Origin of the sequence: Marinobacter sp. F3R08 (assembly GCF_018860425.1) — a bacterium.
In the GTDB taxonomy this organism is placed as follows: domain Bacteria; phylum Pseudomonadota; class Gammaproteobacteria; order Pseudomonadales; family Oleiphilaceae; genus Marinobacter.
Map to the genome: position 1 here is coordinate 16,147 of NZ_JAHKPI010000020.1, position 20,274 is coordinate 36,420.

General features: G+C 57.2%; 21 protein-coding genes. 17 read left to right on the plus strand and 4 right to left on the minus strand.

Annotated features, from left to right (window positions below; all coding sequences use genetic code 11):
• Positions 1-65 precede the first annotated feature (65 nt).
• Genes KO499_RS12415 through KO499_RS12425 form a run of 3 tightly spaced genes read left to right on the plus strand, consistent with a single transcriptional unit; the run spans position 66 to position 2,426 of the window.
• On the plus strand, positions 66-1,652 hold the full coding sequence (locus KO499_RS12415; protein WP_215984075.1) for an AAA family ATPase: 1,587 nt from the start codon (positions 66-68) through the stop codon (positions 1,650-1,652).
• Between the two features lie 37 nt (positions 1,653-1,689).
• Positions 1,690-2,058 carry a pentapeptide repeat-containing protein gene (locus KO499_RS12420; protein WP_215984076.1) on the plus strand — a complete coding sequence of 123 codons (369 nt, stop codon included), beginning with the start codon at positions 1,690-1,692 and terminating at the stop codon, positions 2,056-2,058.
• Positions 2,055-2,426, plus strand: coding sequence for a Rieske (2Fe-2S) protein (locus tag KO499_RS12425; protein WP_215984077.1), 372 nt, complete (start codon positions 2,055-2,057; stop codon positions 2,424-2,426). Before KO499_RS12420 ends, KO499_RS12425 begins: the two co-directional genes overlap by 4 nt.
• On the opposite strand, the gene sfsA is transcribed toward KO499_RS12425, so the two are convergent.
• Positions 2,410-3,141, minus strand: a complete 732-nt coding sequence (gene sfsA, locus KO499_RS12430; protein WP_215984078.1) for a DNA/RNA nuclease SfsA — start codon at positions 3,139-3,141, stop codon at positions 2,410-2,412. The genes KO499_RS12425 and sfsA overlap by 17 nt on opposite strands.
• A gap of 179 nt (positions 3,142-3,320) precedes the next feature.
• Between sfsA and dksA the strand changes: the two genes are divergently transcribed.
• From dksA to pgi, 11 genes are all read left to right on the plus strand, one after another.
• On the plus strand, positions 3,321-3,761 hold the full coding sequence (gene dksA, locus KO499_RS12435; RefSeq protein WP_215984079.1) for an RNA polymerase-binding protein DksA: 441 nt from the start codon (positions 3,321-3,323) through the stop codon (positions 3,759-3,761).
• Between the two features lie 61 nt (positions 3,762-3,822).
• Positions 3,823-4,695, plus strand: a complete 873-nt coding sequence (gluQRS, locus tag KO499_RS12440) for a tRNA glutamyl-Q(34) synthetase GluQRS (RefSeq protein ID WP_215984080.1) — start codon at positions 3,823-3,825, stop codon at positions 4,693-4,695.
• 50 nt (positions 4,696-4,745) lie between these two features.
• Positions 4,746-4,922 (plus strand): hypothetical protein, encoded by a 177-nt coding sequence (locus KO499_RS12445; RefSeq protein ID WP_215984081.1) that lies wholly within the window; start codon positions 4,746-4,748, stop codon positions 4,920-4,922.
• On the plus strand, positions 4,912-7,875 hold the full coding sequence (locus tag KO499_RS12450; protein ID WP_215984082.1) for an ATP-binding protein: 2,964 nt from the start codon (positions 4,912-4,914) through the stop codon (positions 7,873-7,875). Before KO499_RS12445 ends, KO499_RS12450 begins: the two co-directional genes overlap by 11 nt.
• Positions 7,876-7,882: 7 nt before the next feature.
• The gene (locus KO499_RS12455) at positions 7,883-9,286 is read left to right on the plus strand and encodes a sigma-54-dependent transcriptional regulator (protein WP_215984083.1); all 1,404 of its coding nucleotides are present in this window, start codon (positions 7,883-7,885) and stop codon (positions 9,284-9,286) included.
• A 400-nt stretch (positions 9,287-9,686) separates the two neighbouring features.
• Positions 9,687-9,965: a hypothetical protein gene (locus KO499_RS12460; protein ID WP_228339942.1), complete on the plus strand. Its 279-nt coding sequence runs from the start codon at positions 9,687-9,689 to the stop codon at positions 9,963-9,965.
• Entirely contained in the window at positions 9,958-11,325 is a 1,368-nt protein-coding gene (gene pcnB, locus KO499_RS12465; RefSeq protein ID WP_215984084.1) for a polynucleotide adenylyltransferase PcnB, read from the plus strand. The genes KO499_RS12460 and pcnB overlap by 8 nt, the downstream gene beginning before the upstream one ends.
• On the plus strand, positions 11,322-11,819 hold the full coding sequence (gene folK, locus KO499_RS12470) for a 2-amino-4-hydroxy-6-hydroxymethyldihydropteridine diphosphokinase (protein WP_215984085.1): 498 nt from the start codon (positions 11,322-11,324) through the stop codon (positions 11,817-11,819). The genes pcnB and folK (KO499_RS12470) overlap by 4 nt, the downstream gene beginning before the upstream one ends.
• A 59-nt stretch (positions 11,820-11,878) precedes the next feature.
• The gene (panB, locus tag KO499_RS12475) at positions 11,879-12,673 is read left to right on the plus strand and encodes a 3-methyl-2-oxobutanoate hydroxymethyltransferase (RefSeq protein WP_215984086.1); all 795 of its coding nucleotides are present in this window, start codon (positions 11,879-11,881) and stop codon (positions 12,671-12,673) included.
• The gene (gene panC / locus KO499_RS12480) at positions 12,670-13,518 is read left to right on the plus strand and encodes a pantoate--beta-alanine ligase (RefSeq protein ID WP_215984087.1); all 849 of its coding nucleotides are present in this window, start codon (positions 12,670-12,672) and stop codon (positions 13,516-13,518) included. Before panB ends, panC begins: the two co-directional genes overlap by 4 nt.
• A 22-nt stretch (positions 13,519-13,540) precedes the next feature.
• Entirely contained in the window at positions 13,541-15,202 is a 1,662-nt protein-coding gene (pgi, locus tag KO499_RS12485) for a glucose-6-phosphate isomerase (RefSeq protein WP_215984088.1), read from the plus strand.
• On the opposite strand, the gene folK (KO499_RS12490) is transcribed toward pgi, so the two are convergent.
• Complete coding sequence (folK, locus tag KO499_RS12490) at positions 15,185-15,709, minus strand: 2-amino-4-hydroxy-6-hydroxymethyldihydropteridine diphosphokinase (RefSeq protein ID WP_215984089.1); 525 nt, start codon at positions 15,707-15,709, stop codon at positions 15,185-15,187. The two genes, pgi and folK (KO499_RS12490), sit on opposite strands and share 18 nt — an antisense overlap.
• Complete coding sequence (locus tag KO499_RS12495) at positions 15,709-16,065, minus strand: dihydroneopterin aldolase (RefSeq protein ID WP_228339943.1); 357 nt, start codon at positions 16,063-16,065, stop codon at positions 15,709-15,711. The genes folK (KO499_RS12490) and KO499_RS12495 overlap by 1 nt, the downstream gene beginning before the upstream one ends.
• A 129-nt stretch (positions 16,066-16,194) precedes the next feature.
• Between KO499_RS12495 and plsY the strand changes: the two genes are divergently transcribed.
• On the plus strand, positions 16,195-16,785 hold the full coding sequence (plsY, locus tag KO499_RS12500) for a glycerol-3-phosphate 1-O-acyltransferase PlsY (protein WP_215984091.1): 591 nt from the start codon (positions 16,195-16,197) through the stop codon (positions 16,783-16,785).
• Positions 16,786-16,788: 3 nt separating this feature from the next.
• Here plsY and tsaD read toward each other — a convergent pair whose 3' ends face one another.
• The gene (tsaD, locus tag KO499_RS12505) at positions 16,789-17,844 is read right to left on the minus strand and encodes a tRNA (adenosine(37)-N6)-threonylcarbamoyltransferase complex transferase subunit TsaD (protein ID WP_215984092.1); all 1,056 of its coding nucleotides are present in this window, start codon (positions 17,842-17,844) and stop codon (positions 16,789-16,791) included.
• A gap of 238 nt (positions 17,845-18,082) precedes the next feature.
• On the opposite strand from tsaD, the gene rpsU reads away from it, so the two are divergent.
• Positions 18,083-18,298: a 30S ribosomal protein S21 gene (gene rpsU, locus KO499_RS12510; RefSeq protein ID WP_007153483.1), complete on the plus strand. Its 216-nt coding sequence runs from the start codon at positions 18,083-18,085 to the stop codon at positions 18,296-18,298.
• A 149-nt stretch (positions 18,299-18,447) separates the two neighbouring features.
• The gene (gene dnaG / locus KO499_RS12515) at positions 18,448-20,175 is read left to right on the plus strand and encodes a DNA primase (RefSeq protein WP_215984093.1); all 1,728 of its coding nucleotides are present in this window, start codon (positions 18,448-18,450) and stop codon (positions 20,173-20,175) included.
• The last annotated feature ends 99 nt before the right edge of the window (positions 20,176-20,274 follow it).

Sequence of the window (20,274 nt, forward strand, 5' to 3'; positions counted from 1 at the left end):
TGTAATCTGGCCGTTATGATAGGGCAAGAAAAATCAACAAGTTCAGGGAATGTGAGGAGAACATTGTGAGTGAGACATCCCCAGGCAATCTGATTCTGGCACTGCAGAATCCAGACCTGTTCGAGCACCCTGTCGACGGGTTTCAGGTCATCGAAACTCACATATCCCAGGTGCTACTGACCGGTGATTACGCCTACAAGATCAAGAAGCCCATGGATTTCGGTTTCCTGAACTTCTCCACCCTCGAGCGCCGCAAGCATTTCTGCGAAGAAGAGCTGAGACTCAACCGACGCCTCGCCGAGAAACTGTATCTGGAGGTAGTACCCATCACCGGGACACCGGAATCCCCGGTCCTGGGTGGCGAAGGTGACGCTTTCGAATACGCCATCAAGATGCGCCAGTTCCGCCAGGACCAACTCTTTGATCGCCAGCAGGAACAAGGCGAACTGGCGCCTGATTTACTGACCGGACTCGCACGCCAGGTGGCCGCATTCCACGATCAGCTGCCGCCCGTGCCCGATGAAAAACCACTGGGAACACCGGAAGCGGTGTTTGCCGCCATGCAGGAGAATTTTGACCAGATCCGCCCGCTGATTGACAGCCCGGACTTGCTCATGCAGCTGGACAACCTTCAGGCCTGGACCGAATCCACCTTCGAGCGTCACCGGGATCTGATTGGCCGTCGTCGCGCCAGTGGCATGGTTCGGGAATGCCACGGCGATCTCCATCTGGCCAACATCACCCGTTTTGACGATGAGGTGACGGTTTTCGACTGCATCGAATTCAACGAACCGTTTCGCTGGATCGATGTCATCAACGATCTTGCCTTCCTGCTGATGGATCTGGAATCCCGTCGGGAAAGCGCTCTGGCCAACCAGGTTCTGAACACGTATCTGGAATACCGGGACGACTTCGAGGCCTTGCCCTTGCTGCCCCTCTATAAGGCCTATCGCGCCATGGTTCGCGCCAAGATCGCGTTGTTTACCATGGGCAATCCGGCTCTCAGTGACGACGAGAAAGCCGATCTGATGCAACGCTATCGCGACTACGCCCAGTTGGCGGAAGATTACGGCACCATCCCCAACCACTATCTGCTCGCGACAACCGGCCTGTCCGCCAGCGGCAAGACCTGCGTCAGCGCCGCCCTGGCGAACGAACTGGGGCTTATACGTCTGCGTTCCGATGTTGAGCGCAAACGCCTGCATGGACTGACACCGCTGGAAAGCTCCCGCTCTCCAACAGGAGGCAACCTGTATACCGAAGCCGCAACGGTGAAAACCTATCAGCGACTGGCCGGGCTTGCCAGCGAGGTTCTTGCAGCCGGATTACCGGTCATTGTCGATGCCGCCAGTCTGAAAGAGAAAGAACGTTCATTGTTGGCATCAGTTGCAGAAGCCCAGGGGGTTCCGTTCACACTGATTCACTGCGAGGCGCCCGAAGACCTGCGCCGGGAGTGGATCCGCAACCGTAAAGGTGATGCTTCCGAAGCCACCGAGGAACTGCTGGATGCCCAGCAAGCATGGTTTGAGCCACTGACCGTCGAGGAGAAGAGTCACACGATTCATCTGCATACCGACCAGGCTCATGTGGCTGAGGCCGTGGCCGACCGGATCCGGCAGCATCTGGGTATTCCCGGCGCCACCGCACGTTAAGGACAACACGAGTTTTCTGGCCAGCGCGAGGTTTTAGATGGACGACAGAAGCGAACACGAAGTACAACAGATCAGTCACCCTCTCTATGACATTCTTCGTAGCGAGGACATGCCGGCGTTCAACGCGGAGAAAGCAAAGCTTGCAGAGCCGCCCAGCTTCGCCCACGGCGATTTCCGCGGGCTGGATTTGCGGGGAATGGATGCCAAGGGGCTGGATTTTCGCCACGCTTACTTTCGCGGCGCGGATCTGCGGGGCGTGGACTTCTCAAAGTCCAGGATGGAAGGCGCAAGCATTGCCAGTGCCAAGATTTCCGGGTGCTATTTTCCACACCGCCTGCAAGCCGACGAGATTGTCATGTCTCTGAATCACGGGACCCGCATGCGCTACGCCATCCTTCCGAAATGACCAGCAACCAGCATCAATGGCAACCTGTGTGTCCGGTGTCAGAACTACTACCCGGCAAATTTGTAGAGTTCCGGCTCCGGGAAAAAGCCCGTGAGCCGGAGGGCATGCCGTTAACAGGGTTCCTGTTCCTGGATGGCGCCATACCCAGGGCCTATCTCAATATCTGCCCCCACCTGGGCGTGGAGCTGAACTGGATGCCGGGCCGTTTCATGGACACGGACAATCTGTTCATCCAGTGCTCCACCCATGGCGCCCTCTTCAAGCCATCAGACGGAGAGTGCGTCACGGGACCGTGCCAGGGTGATGTACTCACCCAACTGGATTTACGCGAACAGGAAGGCCAGATCGAGATCAGACTTCCAGAATAACCGGCACCGATTCGGTGAGCGTCAATACGCCCGTGGGTGAGCCATCACTCGCACTCAGGTCGGAACGATAAGCGATCACTTCAACACCCGCATCGCACGCCTCGCGCAGCAGCTCACCGTATTTTCGGTCGATATGATCGGCCGGTCGAACGGTTTCAATCCCGGTGTGATTGACCACGAAAAACAACACTGCGCGATCACCCTGCCGAACCTGGGCCATCAACTCTCGCAGGTGCTTCTGCCCCCTCTCCGTCACGGCGTCCGGGAAAAAACCCTGACCGTTCTCCGCCAGCGTGACATTCTTGACTTCAACCCAGGCGTCCGGTCCGCTGTCATGACCAGACAGCAACAGATCAATCCGGCTTTTTTCCGAACCATATTTCACCTCGGCGCGGCAATCCGGATAACCGGCCAGCTCCACCACCGTGCCATTCTGAACGGCTTCGCGGGCCTGGCTGTTTGGCCTTGCGGTATTTACGCAGGCCAGCTGCCCGGGCACGGCTTCCACCAGCTCCCAGGTAAACCGGAGTTTGCGCTTGGGATTATCGCTGGCACTGAGCCAAACCCGAGCATCCTCAGGCTGGCAACCAAGCATGGATCCTGTGTTCGGGCAGTGGGCAGTTACTTCCGAGCCATCCGCCAGACGCACATCCGCCAGGAAGCGTTTGTAGCGACGAATCAGACGGCCTTCAACCAACGGTTCTGGAAACTTCATGTGATCTCCGTACAAAAGTCGATGTCACAAGGCTGGCACCCCCGTGACTAATCTGCTATTTTCCGCAAATTCCCGTTTCAGGACGAATGCTTCATCCAGGGTACAACCGCTCAGCCACGGGGGCTCAAGCGGAGGGAAGCAAAGCGTTCTTGTGAAGTACAGACAAGAGGCCGGGTTCAATGGCAAAGACTGCGGAACAACCACGCGAACGTTTTACCAACTTCACCCCTTATGAAATCAAGAAGGGTGAAGAGTACATGAGTGCCGAAATGCTGCAGCACTTCAAGGATCTGCTACTGCAATGGAAGCAGGAGCTGATGGAAGAAGTCGACCGCACCATGCACCACATGCAGGAAGACGCCGCAAATTACGCCGATCCCAGCGATCGCGCAACCCAGGAAGAAGAATTCAGCCTGGAACTGCGCACCCGGGACCGGGAGCGGAAACTGATCAAAAAAATCGACCAGACCATCGATCGCATCGACAAAGATGACTACGGTTTCTGTGATCAGTGCGGTGTCGAGATCGGCATTCGCCGCCTGGAAGCCCGTCCGACCGCTACTATGTGCATTGATTGCAAGACTCTGGCCGAGATTCGCGAACGCCAGACCGGCATCTGAGCCAACATCTGACAGCTGCCGGTCTTGCGCCATCCCTGGCGCTGCCGGCTGACTGACCACCATGAGCAATCTTCCGTATCGGGGTCGCTTTGCGCCCTCTCCGACCGGCCCACTGCATTTCGGTTCACTGGTCACGGCACTTGCCAGCTTCCTGGAAGCCCGCAGTCAGGGCGGCCAATGGCTTATTCGCATTGAAGATCTGGATCCGCTTAGAGAACCTCCGGAAGCCACTGGCCAGATCCTCGCCAGCCTGGAGGCCCACGGTCTGTTTCCCGATGAGCCGGTAAGATTTCAGTCCAGACGACACGATGCCTACCAGGCCGCCATTGACCAACTCCTCGACGGTGGATGGGCCTACCGCTGCCAGTGCTCACGCAAGGAGCTTCAGGCCCATCAGGGACGACATCCCAATCAATGCCGGAATCGCAAGGGGATGTCCGATGACCGCCCCTACGCCATCCGCTTTGCACTGGAGGATGAAGACTGCCATTGGCAGGACTTGTTACTGGGCCTGCAACACCAGACCGTGACGGCCGAGGTTGATGATCCGGTGATGCTCCGCAAGGAGGGATTCTACGCTTATCAGCTTGCTGTGGTAGTTGATGATATTGACCAGGGAATCACAGACGTGGTTCGCGGCTCGGACCTGCTGGAGATGACGGCCCAACAGCAACAGATTTTCCGGGCACTGGATGCCCGCGTTCCCCGCTGGCTGCACATCCCGGTCATACTTAACGATCAGGGCCAGAAACTCAGCAAGCAAACCCACGCGCCGGCGATCGACAACGAATTACCGGTACAGAACCTGTTCAGGGCACTTTCGGCACTTGGCCAGAAGCCGCCACCGGCCCTGCAAAGTGGCTCCGTGGAATCACTGCTGGAATGGGGCCAGAGGAACTGGCGAAGGGACGCCATCCACCTGACATCCCAGTGAGGGACATGGTATAAAGCCCTTCTCACACCTCAGCGCGGATAGCATGCCTGATGTATATCTACCGTCTGGTCTTCCTGTTGGTCTTGGCCATCTATATATTTTCACCCAACATTCTTGACTGGTGGACGTCGCCCGGGAACGTCTGGTACAGCCCATTCATTATCTGGTCCGCACTGATTGCCATCGGTTTCTGGCTGGAATGGCGGCGGGATCCCAATGAGTTTTAGCGCACCCGGTCTGCTGCTGGCGAGCCTGCTCTATCTCATTTTACTCTTCGGAATTGCCTGGATCACTGAGCGAGGCATGATCCCCTCACAGTGGGTTCGCCACCCCCTGGTTTACGTACTCAGCCTGGGCGTATACGCCGGCATCTGGGCGATCTATGGGGCAGTTGGCATGGCTGCCGAATCTGGCTACGGTTTCCTGGCCTATTACCTCGGCATAAGCGGTGCCTTCCTCCTGGCGCCGGTACTTCTGAATCCGGTTATGCGAATCGGACGTGCCTATCAACTGACGTCTCTCGCCGACCTTTTCGCCTATCGCTACCGCAGTCAGTGGGCCGGAACCCTGGTCACCCTGTGCTCCGGAGGCGCGATTCTTGCCTTGCTGAGCATGCAGATCCAGGCCGTCGCCACCTCGGCCAGCATTCTGGCACCGGATACGTCGCCCAAACTTATAAGCGTGATGTTCAGCATGACGGTGGTGTTATTCGCCATGTTGTTCGGAGCACGTCGTGATCAGAGTTCAGACAACCATCAGGGCCTGGTGCTCGCTATTGCCTTTGACTCACTGGTCAAACTGGTCGCGCTGCTGGTGCTCGGAGGGGCAATCCTTTTTGGTGTTTTCGATGGTATGAGCGGCCTGGAGCACTGGCTCGAGAATCGAACCTCACCGGCCACACCCATGGCACTGACCATTGACGATGGCAGCTGGAGGGCACTCATGCTGATGTCCTTTGCCGCTGCTCTGGTTTTGCCGCACATGTATCATATGACGTTCAGCGAAAACCCGTCACCCAAGGCCCTGGCAAAGGCCAGCTGGGGGCTCCCTCTGTATTTGCTGCTGCTTGGCCTGCCAGTCCCCCTGATACTCTGGGGCGGTCAGGAATTGTCGGTCACCACTGGGCCTGGTTTCTTTGCTATTGGTGCGGCCCAGGCACTCGAGAGCCCTGCGCTGACCCTCCTTATGTATATTGCCGGCCTGTCTGCAGCCAGCGGCCTGATGATCGTCAGCACCCTGGCATTGGCAGGTATGGCACTGAACCACGTTGTCCTGCCCCTCAAAACCCCGAAGGACCAAGGCGATATCTATCGCTGGCTCCAATCGATCAAGCGCCTGCTCATCGCGGTGATCATCTTCCTCGCGTTGCTGTTTCACGAAACCGTCGGTAAAAACCTCGACCTGTCCATTCTCGGCGCAATTTCTCTCTCTGGCACCCTGCAACTATTGCCCGGTGCACTTGGCGTTATTTACTGGCCGGAAGGTAATCGGCGCGGCCTTATTGCCGGCTTAATTGTCGGGCTGATGATCTGGGTGATCACGCTGGTACTGCCGTTCTCACACACAGCCAACCTGCTGGCCTGGTTTGATGCACCGCTGGTGCCGGATTACAGCAACTGGCACATCTTCACGTTCGTCAGCCTGACCGCGAACATCTCCGTCTTCGCCCTGATTTCCATCCTCAGCACCAGTACCAGTGAGGAGAACAGCGCAGCACAGGCGTGCTCACTGGGCGCTCTGTCACGCCCGCAACGTCGCGAACTTTTGGCCACCTCATCCAGTGACTTTGTCCGGCAGTTGGCGGAACCACTGGGTTATGGTGTGGCCCGCCGGGAAGTCGAGCGGGCACTCAGTCAGCTCAAACTACCCAATGTGGAATACCGCCCGTACCAGCTCCGACGACTCCGGGACAAGGTAGAGATCAATCTGTCTGGCCTGCTCGGCCCTTCCGTGGCCCGGGATATGGTCAAGCGCCACCTTGGCTTCAAGCCTATGGCCCAGGGTGGCACCGCCCAGGACATCCGCTACGTCGAGCGCGCACTGGGAGATTACCAGAACCAACTGACGGGCCTTGCCGGCGAACTGGACAACCTGCGCCGGCATTACCGTCAAACCCTCCAGAACTTGCCTATTCCTGCCTGTTCCGTGGGTGAAGACGGGGAGATTCTGATGTGGAATCATGCCATGGAGACGCTCACCGGCATTACCGCTGACGATGTTGTCGGTGCCCGGTTAATGGCGCTGCCCGAGCACTGGCATTTACTCCTCGAGGATTTCAACCAGGGCCAGGAGCTGCATCGCTACAAACACCGGTTAGATCTGCGTGGCAAGCCGCACTGGCTCAACCTGCATAAAGCGGCCCTCAGCGGCCCGGATCACACCGAAGGCGGCAGCATCATCCTCGTAGAGGACCAGACCGAGACCCGACTGCTGGAAGACGAACTCATGCACAGCGAACGACTGGCATCGGTAGGCAGGCTTGCCGCGGGTGTCGCTCACGAGATCGGAAACCCGGTGACGGGCATCTCATCACTGGCCCAGAACCTGAAGCTGGAAACTGATAACCCCGACATTCTCGACACTGCCGACCAGATCCAGCAGCAGACCCGGCGCATATCCACCATCCTGCAATCACTGATGAACTTTGCCCGCACCGGCAATCATGCCCAGGCAAACCGCTACGAACCGGTGTCAATACATCGCTGTGTCGAGGAATCGATCAACCTTCTGTCCCTCAGTGATAAAGGTATGGGTATTCACTACATCAACGACTGCCCGCCATCCATGCAAGTACTGGGTGATGAGCAGCGACTGGTTCAGGTCTTCGTCAATCTGCTGGCAAACGCCCGTGACGCCTCTCCCGAAGGCGGCACTATCCGGGTCGGTGGAAATGGCGATGGCTACTCCGCTATCATCGAAGTGGTTGATGACGGCTCTGGTATTCCCGGAGATCAGCTGGATCACATCTTCGAACCGTTCTACACCACCAAAGCCCCCAATAAAGGGACAGGCCTGGGCCTGTCTCTGGTGTACAGCATTATTGAAGAACACTATGGCAACATTCAGGTGGAAAGCCCCGCAAACGCCGACATCGGCCGGGGCACCTGCGTAAGGCTAAGACTGCCAGCTTACGAACCAGAAACCGGCAACCTTGCCATCAGCCAGAACCAAAGGTCTTGATACTGTTATGCCTCGCATTCTGATCGTGGAAGATGAAGACATTATTCGCTCGGCAGTGCGCAAATTGTTGTTGCATGCCGGCTACGAGATTGCCGATGCCGCCTCCGTTGAGGAAGCCGAAGAAAATCACGAACCGGATCAGTTTGACCTGATCATTTCAGATCTGCGTCTGCCCGGCGCTGCGGGCACTGAACTGATCGATCGCGCGCCCAATACGCCGGTACTGATCATGACAAGCTATGCCAGCCTGCGATCAGCCGTGGATTCCATGAAGATGGGGGCTGTCGAGTATATCGCCAAACCCTTTGATCACGATGAAATGCTGGCTGCCGTAGAGAATATCCTTGCCCGCAAGCCCTCGGCCCGAAGCACGGGTGATGACCCGACGCCACCCACAAAACCACCCGAAAGCAGTGATCCCGCCAACATCATGTTCGGCCAGTGTGAGCCAATGCAGCGAGTATTTACTCTGATCCGGAAAGTGGCCCCGACGGAAACCACCGTCCTGATTCAGGGCGAATCCGGGACCGGTAAGGAACTGGCCGCCCGGGCACTGCACCTGCTTAGCCCACGTGCCGCCAAGCCGCTGATTTCGGTCAACTGTGCGGCGATCCCGGAAAGCCTGATTGAATCAGAACTGTTCGGTCATGAAAAAGGTGCCTTCACCGGCGCAGTTTCAGCACGAACCGGCCTGATTGAGGCCGCGGATGGAGGCAGCCTGTTCCTTGATGAAATCGGCGAACTCCCAGCCGAAGCTCAGGCCCGCTTGCTACGGGTGTTGCAGGAAAGCGAGATCCGCAAAGTTGGCTCCACCCAGAGCCGCACGGTGAATGTCCGGATGATTGCCGCGACTCACCGAAATCTGAAAGCCATGACGCGAACCGGAGAATTCCGGGAAGACCTGTATTACCGCCTGAACGTTATGCAGATCCGGATTCCACCCTTGCGCGAACGCCTGAGCGATATTCTCGGGCTAGCCCGTCGATTCCTGAAACGCCGGGGTGAGAAAATGGGGAAACCCGAGCTCAATCTTAGCCCTGAAGCCATGCACGCCCTCGAGCGCCACCGTTGGCCGGGCAATGTGCGGGAACTGGAAAACGCCATCGAGCGCGCCACCATCCTTTGTGACGGTGATCTGATTACACCGGCGCTGCTGGACCTCGACAGCGAAGGAAGCGACGAACACATCCCGCAAACCCTGGTCGACGGCAATCATGAGCAACCCACCACCCGAGAAGTGGACTCATCCAACGATCTCTCTCTGGAAGACTACTTCCAGCACTTCGTTCTGGAGAATCAGGATCGCATGAGCGAGACAGAGCTGGCCCAAAAACTGGGCATCAGCCGAAAATCGCTTTGGGAGCGCCGCCAGCGTCTGGGCATTCCGCGCAAAAAATCCTCAGGCAACTAAGCACACAATAGTATGAACCCCGACTCAGTTGTTACCCCCTGTTCCTGTCAGTAACACTCCTGACGAAAGTAACGTGATCTCAGTAACACTTTACCGGAATACGGGGTAACACTTATGCCCCACAAAATCATAACTCACTGTTAATAAAGCAAATCTCAAAACTGGCACACGGACTGCAACCTATTAAGCGCACAACAACAAAAACAAGAGTGACAAGGCAGCGCCAACAACAAAAACAAAAAGCTGCAGGAAGCGTTCGGTAACAAAAACAAAAATAGAACGTTAGCGAACTGAGTGTTTTGGGTACTTTGCTTTTTAGTGGTCCCCTGGCACGTGCGAGTTGTAGATGTAGAGAAGAATTGCCTTAGAGGTAACGCTGCAGCTACCCCAGACCCGCTCGATGTCTCTGACCGCTCTGTGTATTCAAAGCTTTCCGTTTGCACTGCTGAAATACCCCGTTTTGGGGATATGCAGTGGGGTACAAAAATCAAGAAAATCCCGGCAAAAAAACAAAAACAATGCAGATCGTCAACGCTTTGAGGGCGGATTCGTGAGAACGGATCCGCCTTTTGATTTTCTGGGCCACGAAACGGTTATCTACGGCAAACATGTGCAAATCCCGCTCAAACCGTTAAACTCTCGGTTTTTGCTCATCGCAACCACGGATTTCAATGCCTAAACGAATTGTCGACAAACTCCGTTCCTTCATGCCCGGCAACGGAAAAAAGAAAGCTCGCACCTATCAGCGACGGGAGATCCCCCGGGACCAACACGACGTCTCCCGCTCGAATATCAGCGAACCTGCTAAAAAGGTTCTGCATCGTCTGAACAGGTCTGGCTATGATGCTTACCTTGTCGGTGGTGGAGTCAGAGACCTCCTGTTGGGCGGCAAGCCCAAGGATTTCGACATCGCCACCAATGCCACCCCCGAGGAAGTTCATGACCTGTTCCGGAACTCCCGACTGATCGGGAGGCGGTTCAGAATAGTTCACGTCGTGTTTGGCCGTGAAGTTATCGAGGTGACCACGTTCCGGGGCAATGCCACCGAAGCGGATACCGACACCGACGATGACGATCGCAAAACCAGCGAGCACGGTCTGTTGCTGCGTGACAATGTATACGGCAACCAGGAAGAAGACGCGCTGCGTCGCGATTTCACCGTGAACGCCCTGTACTACTGTATCCGCGACTTCACCGTTATTGATTTTGCCAATGGCATCGAGGATCTTCGCAACCGGCAACTTCGCCTCATTGGCGATCCGGAGACCCGTTACCGGGAGGATCCGGTGCGCATGCTTCGGGCCATCCGTTTTGCCGCCAAACTCGGTTTTGACATTGAACCGGAAACCGAAGCACCTATCGGGGAGCTGGCACCATTGCTGGTCCACATCCCCCCGGCCCGTCTGTTTGATGAAGTGCTCAAACTGTTCTCCGCGGGTCATGGTGAAGCCACCTACGATCTGCTGACCCGCTACAACCTGCTGGAGCCTCTGTTTCCGGAAACCGTCAGGGCTATTCAAGAGGGTGAGCCGGATGAACTCATCCGGCAGGCGCTCAGGAACACTGACGCACGCATTGCCAGGGGCAAATCAGTCACCCCTTATTTCCTGTTTGCTGCCATGCTCTGGCCGGCACTCCAGGCAGAATGGAACCGTCGGCAGGACAATGGCGACCCGGTTCAACCTGCGCTGCATGGTGCCATTGGGAAAGTCATCGGGCGTCAGGTGCAGGCCACCTCTATTCCGAAACGCTTCTCAGGTCCCATGAAAGAGATCTGGGAACTCCAGATGCGCCTGCCCCGCCGTCAGGGCAAGCGAGCCTTCGCTACCATGACCCACCCTCGATTCCGCGCCGCCTATGATTTTCTTCTCGTTCGCGAGGCGTCTGGCGAGATAGAGCCTGGGCTTGGTCAGTGGTGGACCGAATTCCAGCAAGAGGGTGAACGCGGCCAGGAGCGGATGCTGTCGGCCTTGACCAGCGACGCGCCCAAAAAGCGCCGGCGCCGCCGCAAACCGGTCACTCGCCCCGCGCAACAATGACGACAGATGCGTTTATCGGGCTCGGCAGCAACCTCAAACAACCCGCGGCGCAACTCGCACGGGCTGTGTCCGAGTTGGCTGCCCTGCCGAGCACCGTACTGGTGGCCCAATCCCCTTTCTATGCAAGCCGGCCAGTGGGGCCACAGGATCAGCCAGACTTTGTGAACGGTGCGGTGTGGCTCAGGACCTCACTGCCTCCTCATCAGTTGCTCGACCAGCTTCAGGTCATCGAACAGGCCCACGGCCGGGAGCGAATCCGGCACTGGGGACCACGAACGCTTGATCTGGACCTGCTGGTTTATGGCAACCAGGTATTGAACGACAAGCGCCTCACCGTACCGCACCGGGAACTGGCTAACCGGGACTTTGCACTCCAGCCCCTTCTGGACCTGAAGGCCGATCTGGCTCTGCCTGACGGAACACCTATCGCCAAACTGCGCAGCCAATGCCCCGACAACAGCTTGCGCAAGCTTCCACCGGCGGATTACCCTTAACACTTCAAGGTCGGCACCCCGGCGCGCCCGGGCCCATCCACCCAAAAGGCAAGGATTTTATGGCTGTTAACATCAATACCCTGCGCGAGCTCAAGCAGAAGGGCGAAGCCTTCGCAGCCCTCACCTCCTACGACGCCACCTTCTCTCAGGTCGCCAGTGAAGCGGGTGTTCATGTGATTCTGATTGGCGACTCCCTGGGCATGGTCCTGCAGGGCCACGACAGCACCCTGCCAGTTACCATGGATCAGATGGTGTATCACGTCAGTTGTGTATCCAAAGGAAACCGCGGATCGCTGATCATGGCCGACATGCCGTTCATGAGTTACGGCACGGTGGACGCCGCCCTGGAAAATGCCGCAGAACTGATGCGGGCGGGTGCCCACATGGTCAAGCTCGAGGGAACCGACTGGATGAAGGAGACCATCTCCGCACTCAGCGAACGAGCCGTCCCTGTCTGCGTACATCTCGGCCTTACGCCGCAATTCGTCAACAAATTTGGCGGCTACAAGGTTCAGGGCCGTGACGAGAAATCCGCAGAAATGATGATCGAGCACGCCTGCGAACTTGAAGCTGCCGGCGCAGATGTCATTTTGCTGGAATGCGTCCCCGCGCCACTGGCCGCCCGCATCGCGCAGGCCGTGAAGGCACCTGTTATCGGAATTGGAGCCGGCGCGGATACCGACGGGCAGATCCTTGTCCTCCATGACATGCTGGGCATCACCACCGGTCGCAAGCCCCGCTTCGTGAAGGATTTCCTCGCCGAGACGAACTCTGTTCAGGAGGCGATCGGGGCCTACGTGAAGGCCGTCGGCGATCGCACATTTCCCGCTGAGGAGCATACGTTCAAGGCATGAGAACCGTACATTCTTTGAAAGAACTCAGAACCATACTCCGCGGCTATCGTCAGCAGGGTAAAACCATCGGCCTGGTTCCCACCATGGGCAACCTGCATGAAGGCCATATATCACTGGTTCGCAAAGCGGCGGAGATGGCGGACGTTGTTGTCACCAGCATCTTTGTCAATCCGATGCAGTTCGGTGCCGGCGAAGACCTCGACAGATACCCAAGGACCCTGGCCGAGGACCAGGAAAAGCTGTCACTGGCCGGAAACACCCTGGTATTTGCACCCGCCGCCGAAGAGATCTATCCGGAAGGGCTGGCAAAGCAGACACAGGTTGTTGTGCCTGATGTCAGTGATGGCCACTGTGGTGCCAGCCGGCCCGGCCATTTTGAGGGCGTTGCCACGGTAGTCACTATGCTGTTCAATATGGTACAGCCGGACTTCGCGGTGTTCGGCGAGAAAGATTTTCAGCAACTTGCCGTCATCCGGAAAATGGTTCGGGATCTGATGATGCCTGTGGACGTAGTGGGTGCCCCCACTGTACGGGAGGACGACGGCCTGGCAAAAAGCTCACGCAATGGCTTCCTGACCCCGGACGAACGAAAGATCGCGCCGGCCATCTATCAGACATTGCAAGCCACGGCCGGAAAAATCACCGATGGTCGTACAGACTTCGAGGCTCTGGAAAGTGAAGCGGAGGAACGTTTGAGGGGCGCAGGGCTTCGGCCGGATTACCTCAATATCGTCAACAGCCAGACGCTCAGACCTGCCACGACCGACGACACGGATCTTACGCTTCTGGTCGCAGTTTTTCTGGGCACAACCCGTTTGATAGACAACCTGTCCCTGACCCGGTAAGCCAACAGAAAAGGAGACTCTGATGCCCGCTCATCCTGCAGTACTGACCTCGACACCCGAATGGCAGAGACTGAAGGAGCACCGGAAACGTCTCGACGGCGTTCTCATGAAGGATCTTTTCAGTGAAGATCCCGAGCGGGCAAAGCGTTACTTTACCGAAGGTGCAGGACTGTTCCTCGATTATTCCAAGAACCGAATCACCGATGAGGTACTGGAGACTCTGTTCGCGCTGGCCAAAAGCTGCAATCTGGAGGCCAGGCGGGAGGCTCTGCTGCAGGGAAGGCCGGTAAACGTCACCGAGAATCGCCCTGCCCTGCATACCGCGCTGCGGAATCCGGGATCCGACGCAATCACGGTAGCCGGACAGGACGTGGTTGCCGAGGTTCAACGCACGCTCAAACGCATGGAAACACTGGTCGACGATGTGCTGAGCCAGCGGCGCACCGGATTTACCGGCAAGCCCTTCACTGACGTTGTGAGCATCGGCATCGGCGGCTCTTACCTGGGTCCAAAGCTGGTGGGGGAAGCGCTTCAGCCCTACGCGAAAGCCGGCATACGCTGTCATTACGTGGCCAACATCGACGGCACCGAAATCTGCGAAACACTCCGTCAGACCGATCCGGAAACCACGCTTTTTCTGATCCAGTCCAAGTCGTTCCAGACCCAGGAAACACTGGAAAACAGCAAAGTGGCCCGGCAATGGTTTCTCAAGCATTGCGTTGATGAGCAGGCTGTCTCAAAACACTTCATGGCGGTGACCGCCAATGTGCCCGCTGCACAGGACTTTGGCATCAGTTCGGACAATGTTTTCCCGATGTGGGACTGGGTGGGCGGCCGCTATTCCCTCTGGTCTGCCATCGGCCTTCCCATTGCATTCACCGTCGGAATGGCGAACTTCCGGGCTCTGCTGGCGGGCGCCCACGCCATGGATCAGCACTTCCGGGAAGCGCCACTGGCTCAGAATCTGCCCGTGATCATGGCCATGCTTGGCATCTGGTACACCAACTTCTGGGACGCCGAAACACACGCCATCCTGCCCTATGATCACTACCTTCGTAGCCTGCCAGACCACCTCCAACAGCTGGACATGGAAAGCAACGGCAAGAGCGTGACTCGCGATGGCACTGCCCTGGCCTGGCAATCCGGGCCCATTATCTGGGGCGGGGTTGGCGCGAATGGCCAGCATGCCTACCATCAACTTATCCATCAGGGCACCCGGCTGATTCCGGCGGATTTCATCATCCCGCTGAAAACTCACAATCCGGTCGCAACCCATCATGCCGACCTGTTCGCCAACTGCCTCAGCCAGTCCCGAGCCATGATGGCTGGCAAATCACTGGAGAAAGCCCGGGCGGAGCTGGTAGCGGAAGGGAGATCCGAAGCCGAGGTTGAACAACTGGCACCCCACAAGGTGATCCCGGGTAACAAGCCTAGCAACACACTGACCATGGAAAAGGTAACCCCGGAAACTGTAGGCGCACTTATTGCGCTGTACGAGCACCGCACCTTCGTACAGGGAGTGATATGGGATGTGAATTCATTTGATCAGTGGGGGGTGGAGCTGGGGAAACAGCTGGGAAAAGGCATTCTTCCGCGCCTGCTTGGCGATAACAGTGACAGGCCGGCCAGCGACAGCTCGACCGATCACCTTATTGAACTGTTCCGCTCAAACGGAAACGTTTGATATCTGCCGACCCTGCCAGCTGAAATCCACTGGCCAGAGCTTCTGGCCGGTGTTGTATTCCCGCCACAACTGACCATAGGATTTTCCGCAAACGGGATGTACGTCCTCTGGTGCGATATCCGCCAGTGGCCGAAGCACGAATGCGTTCTTGAGGATTTCTCCCCTTGGCAGTTCAACGCCATCTACCCGGCCGACGGCATCACCGTAGATGAGTATGTCGAGATCGAGAGTTCGAGCGCTGAATTTCGGCACATCCCGGCGCCGGCCATTCTCCGCTTCCAGCTGCTTGAAGCGACGGGAAAGCTCAGCAACAGACCACTTGGTCTCCAGACCCACCACCAGATTCAGAAAAGGGGACCCGTCAAACCCGACAGCCTCACTGTCATACACCGGGGAAATCGCAAGCTCACCAAACCATCCTGCAAGGGCATCCAGTGCAGCCGTCACATAACGTTCTCTGTCCACATTAGTGCCGATACTGACATACACCCTGACAGCCTCTGCCATTACCGCGCCCCTCTCTCGATCCGAACACCCACCGACTGGGCAGCAGGCACGGCACCCGGCTTGCGAATGACCAGTCGTAACCAGCCCACCCCGAATTCATCCTGCAAGACGCCCGCCAGAGTCTCTGCCCCATACTCAAGCAGCTTTGGCCTGAGTTCCTGAAGACATGACCCGACCCGGTCACTGACCGCCGCATAATCCAGTGCATCAGCGACATCGTCAGAGCGCCCGGGCACCCGGTTATCCCAGGCCAACTCCAGATCAATCACCAGATTCTGGGTCACTTCCCGCTCCCAGTCATAAACTCCGACCACAGTCTCTACAACCAATCCTTCGATAAATACCGTGTCTGACAAGGGTTCTTCCACTCTTTGATGATTGAATAACGCACAACCAGGGGATACTGTGAACAAACACACCCGCGGTTTCAGCGCGGGCATTTTCGCACACATTGGCAGATACGTCTTTGCTTCCGAGCCTACAACATGTTTCTCAGTGATCCGGTGTTAACGGTTTTGCTTTGCGCCACCGCCTACGTGGCCGGCTCGGTGCTGTTTGCATTGCCGGTGTGCCGGTTCTGGAAGCTGCCGGACCCCAGAGCCCTGGGTTCTGGCAATCCGGGCGCCACCAATGTTTACCGCACCGGCGGTTGGCCACCGGCACTACTGACTCTTGTGCTGGATGCTGCCAAAGGCTGGATTCCGGTATGGCTGGCCCATGCAGCGGGCCTTTCGGTTATCGTTCAGGCTGTCGTTGCCCTGTGCGCCGTAACAGGCCACATGATCCCCATGTTCTACCGTTTCAAAGGCGGTAAGGGTGTCGCAACCGCACTCGGCGCAGGCCTGGCTCTGGCTCCGCTCACAACCCTGATCATGGCCGCAATCTGGACCCTGGTAGTCTGGCGCTGGCGTATTTCTGCTCTGGCCTCCCTTGTGGCCATTGCCAGCGGCCCGCTGATCAGCGCCTTCCTGGAACCGGAAACTCTGCCTCTGTTTGGCCTGCTCGCCATCCTGATTGCGGTTCGCCACCGCAACAACCTTATCCGGCTCGCCCAGGGTCAGGAAGCCGGCCTCTGAATATCAGTCCACCAGTCCGGACGCCCTTGGCTGATTGATTGGTGGCAGAGTGTTCATCGGCCAGCGAGGCACCGCCAGAATCCTCTCCCCGTCCTGCTGCCCGGCCTTCAATCGTTGTGCTCCCGCATAAGCGATCATCGCGCCATTGTCTGTGCAGAATTCAGGACGTGCGTAAAATACGTTACCCCCGAGTTTGCCCGTCATTTTTTCCAGGCCGGCCCGTAATCGCTTGTTGGCGCTGACACCACCGGCAATGACGAGCCGTTTACACCCTGTCTGTTCCAGAGCCCGACGACATTTGATCGTCAGGGTGTCGACCACGGCAGCTTCAAAGGCCAGTGCTATATCTGCCCGGGTCTGATCATCCAGACCGTCAGCGTCACGTGCCGCGTTCACGGTATTGAGCGTAAAGGTTTTAAGGCCACTGAAACTGAAATCCAGACCTGGCCTGTCGGTCATTGGCCTCGGAAACCGGTAACGGCCTTCGGTGCCTTTTTCTGCGAGCGCAGCCACCCGGGGGCCGCCCGGATAGTCCAGACCAAGCATCTTGGCGGCTTTATCAAACGCTTCGCCGGCGGCATCATCCACCGATTCACCAAGCATTTCATATTCACCAATGCCATCAACCCGCACCAACTGGGTATGTCCACCGGAAACCAGCAGTGCGACAAAAGGAAAAGCCGGGGGATTCTCCTCCAGCATAGGCGCCAGAAGGTGCCCCTCCATGTGATGAACCCCCAGAACAGGAACATCCAGCGCAAAGCCCAGCGAATGCGCCACCGCACCACCTACCATGAGCGCGCCGATCAGCCCCGGTCCGGCCGTATAGGCTATACCATCTATATCCGCCCGATTTTTATTGGCATCGCCCAGCACCTGATCACACAGCGGCAGAAGTTTTCGGACATGATCCCGTGACGCCAGCTCAGGCACCACACCGCCGTAATCCGCGTGCAGGTCGATCTGACTGAACAAGGCATGACCCAGCAGCCCTGCTTCGGTGTCATACAGGGCTACGCCGGTTTCATCGCACGAAGTTTCAATACCTAGAATCAGCATAATGTCGGGCCACATTGGTTGGCAGAAATGAAATCGGGGCGTATTTTACCAGAAACCCGAAACCCACTGGCAGATTCATCGAACAAACATTGACCTAGCCATAAGGCAGGCGCTATCATTGCCGCCCTAAAATATGCACTGGTCGAGTTTTAGCCAATCTGACCAGGGATCGAGAACCGGTCTGGCTATGCCAGGCGGACAAAATTGAAACCGAATCTATCAGGTAGGTGATTTCCGAATGCCAGCTGTTAAAGTGAAAGAGAATGAACCGTTTGACGTAGCACTGCGTCGCTTCAAGCGTTCCTGCGAAAAAGCGGGTGTACTTTCAGAAGTACGTCGTCGTGAGCACTATGAGAAGCCGACCGCTGTTCGCAAGCGTAAAGCAGCCGCTGCCGTTAAGCGTCATCTCAAGAAGCTTCAGCGGGAACAGCGCAAGTTCGAGCGTCTGTACTAAGCTTCATCCGACGCCGCTTGACTGCAAAGCACTGATTGCCTGTACAGCCGCAGGCTGCACAGAGCGACTCAAAAATGCCGCCGAGGCCTGGCTTCGGCGGCATTTTTGGCTATTGGCCAACTCCGATGACGGCCTGATGTGGAGCCCCCATGAGCGGACTGATCCCTCAACAATTTGTTGAAAACCTGCTGGATCGCATTGACCTGGCAGAACTGATCGGTTCACGCATTACACTCAAGAAAGCTGGGGCCAACTACAAGGCTTGCTGTCCGTTCCACGACGAGAAAACACCCTCGTTCAATGTCCGGCCTGACAAGGGCTTTTATCACTGCTTCGGCTGTGGCGCTCATGGCGATGCAATCAGTTTTGTCAGGGAGTTTGATGGCCTGGGTTTCACCGAGGCAGTCGAAGAACTGGCCAAGCGGGTGGGACTGGAAGTCCCCTACGACCGGGCAGCCAAGCAGGAAATCCAGCAGGCACGGACATTAACCGACGCCCTGGACTTTGCCAGCCGCTTTTACCAGTCAGCGCTGAACGGGCAGCAAGGCACCTATGCCCGGGACTACCTCCTTGAACGAGGATTGGACAAGGCGATCATCGAGCTGTACCAGGTAGGTTTTGCGCCCTCGACAGGTGCGGCCCTTTATGAAGCAGCCAGCAAGGATCTGCAGGGCCCGTTGCTCGAAACCGGTACGGTTTCCGATAAATATGGTCGTCCCAGAGACCTGTTCCGAAACCGGGTAATGTTCCCGATTCGCAACAGCCGTGGCCGGACCGTCGCGTTCGGAGGCCGCACCCTTGGAGACGACAAGGCGAAGTACATCAACTCTCCGGAGTCTGATGTATTTCATAAAAGCCGCGAGATTTATGGTCTGTTTGAAGCTAAGCAGGCGATCAGGCAACTCGACAAGTTGCTCGTGGTTGAAGGCTACATGGACGTCATCGCCCTGGCCCAGCACGGCATACACGATGCTGTCGCCACACTGGGCACGGCGACGAATCAGGACAGCCTGACGGCCCTATTGAAACAGGTACGGCACATCGTGTTCTGTTTTGACGGCGATCAGGCCGGCTTCCGGGCCGCCGATCGGGCGATGGAAAATGCATTGGAACTGATGGCCGATGGCCTCCATCTTCAGTTTTTGATGCTGCCCCAGGGCGAGGATCCGGACACCCTTGTACGCAAGGAGGGGCCCGATGCCTTCCAGAAGCGCATTGAAGGGGCCACACCCTTGTCCCGGTACCTTTTTGACCGGCAGAGCGAGGGACTGGATCTGCAGTTGCCGGAACATCGGGGGGAATTGAGAGCCAGAGTTGAACCTCTGATTAACAAAATGCCCAGAAGCACCCTTCGGGATGCCATGTGGCATGAAATGCTCCGGCTTTGCGGTAGCCGTAATCAGTGGCAAAACCGTCATCAGGGGCAAAAAGGAAACTGGAACGGCGAGCGACGGAATCGGGTTAGCGAAGATCGCATTGATGTAAAACTCAGCAAAGACAGCATTCTCTGTCTCGCCCTGCTGGAAGCGCCAGACCTGGCGACCGAGGTGAATGAACTGGCCCGCAGCTCCCGGCAGTTCAATCAGGCCCGGAGCTTTGCTGACTGGATCCTGGCAAAAGTCATCCGGGATCAGAAAACGCTGGTCAAAGCGCTGGCGCTGGACAAAACCGCTCGCGAGCGGTTTTACCACCTGTTTGACGGGATTGAGCATATTCCGGCGCGGGAAAGCACTCTCGCCGCCGCAAGAGAGCTCCTGAGCCCGAACGAAGAGGCATCCCGCCAACAGCGGCTTGCCACACTATTACGAAATCTGTCGAACCTCTCAACCGAGGAACGACAGGAGCTGAGAGCCCTCAGTGGTGGCACCGGGGACTAGCAGCACTTGAAACTTGACGCACTGATCACCATCTAACCACTGGGCGAAAGCTCCTTGGTGGCAGAGCAACTGAGCGACAGCTATAATGGCTGTTTAACT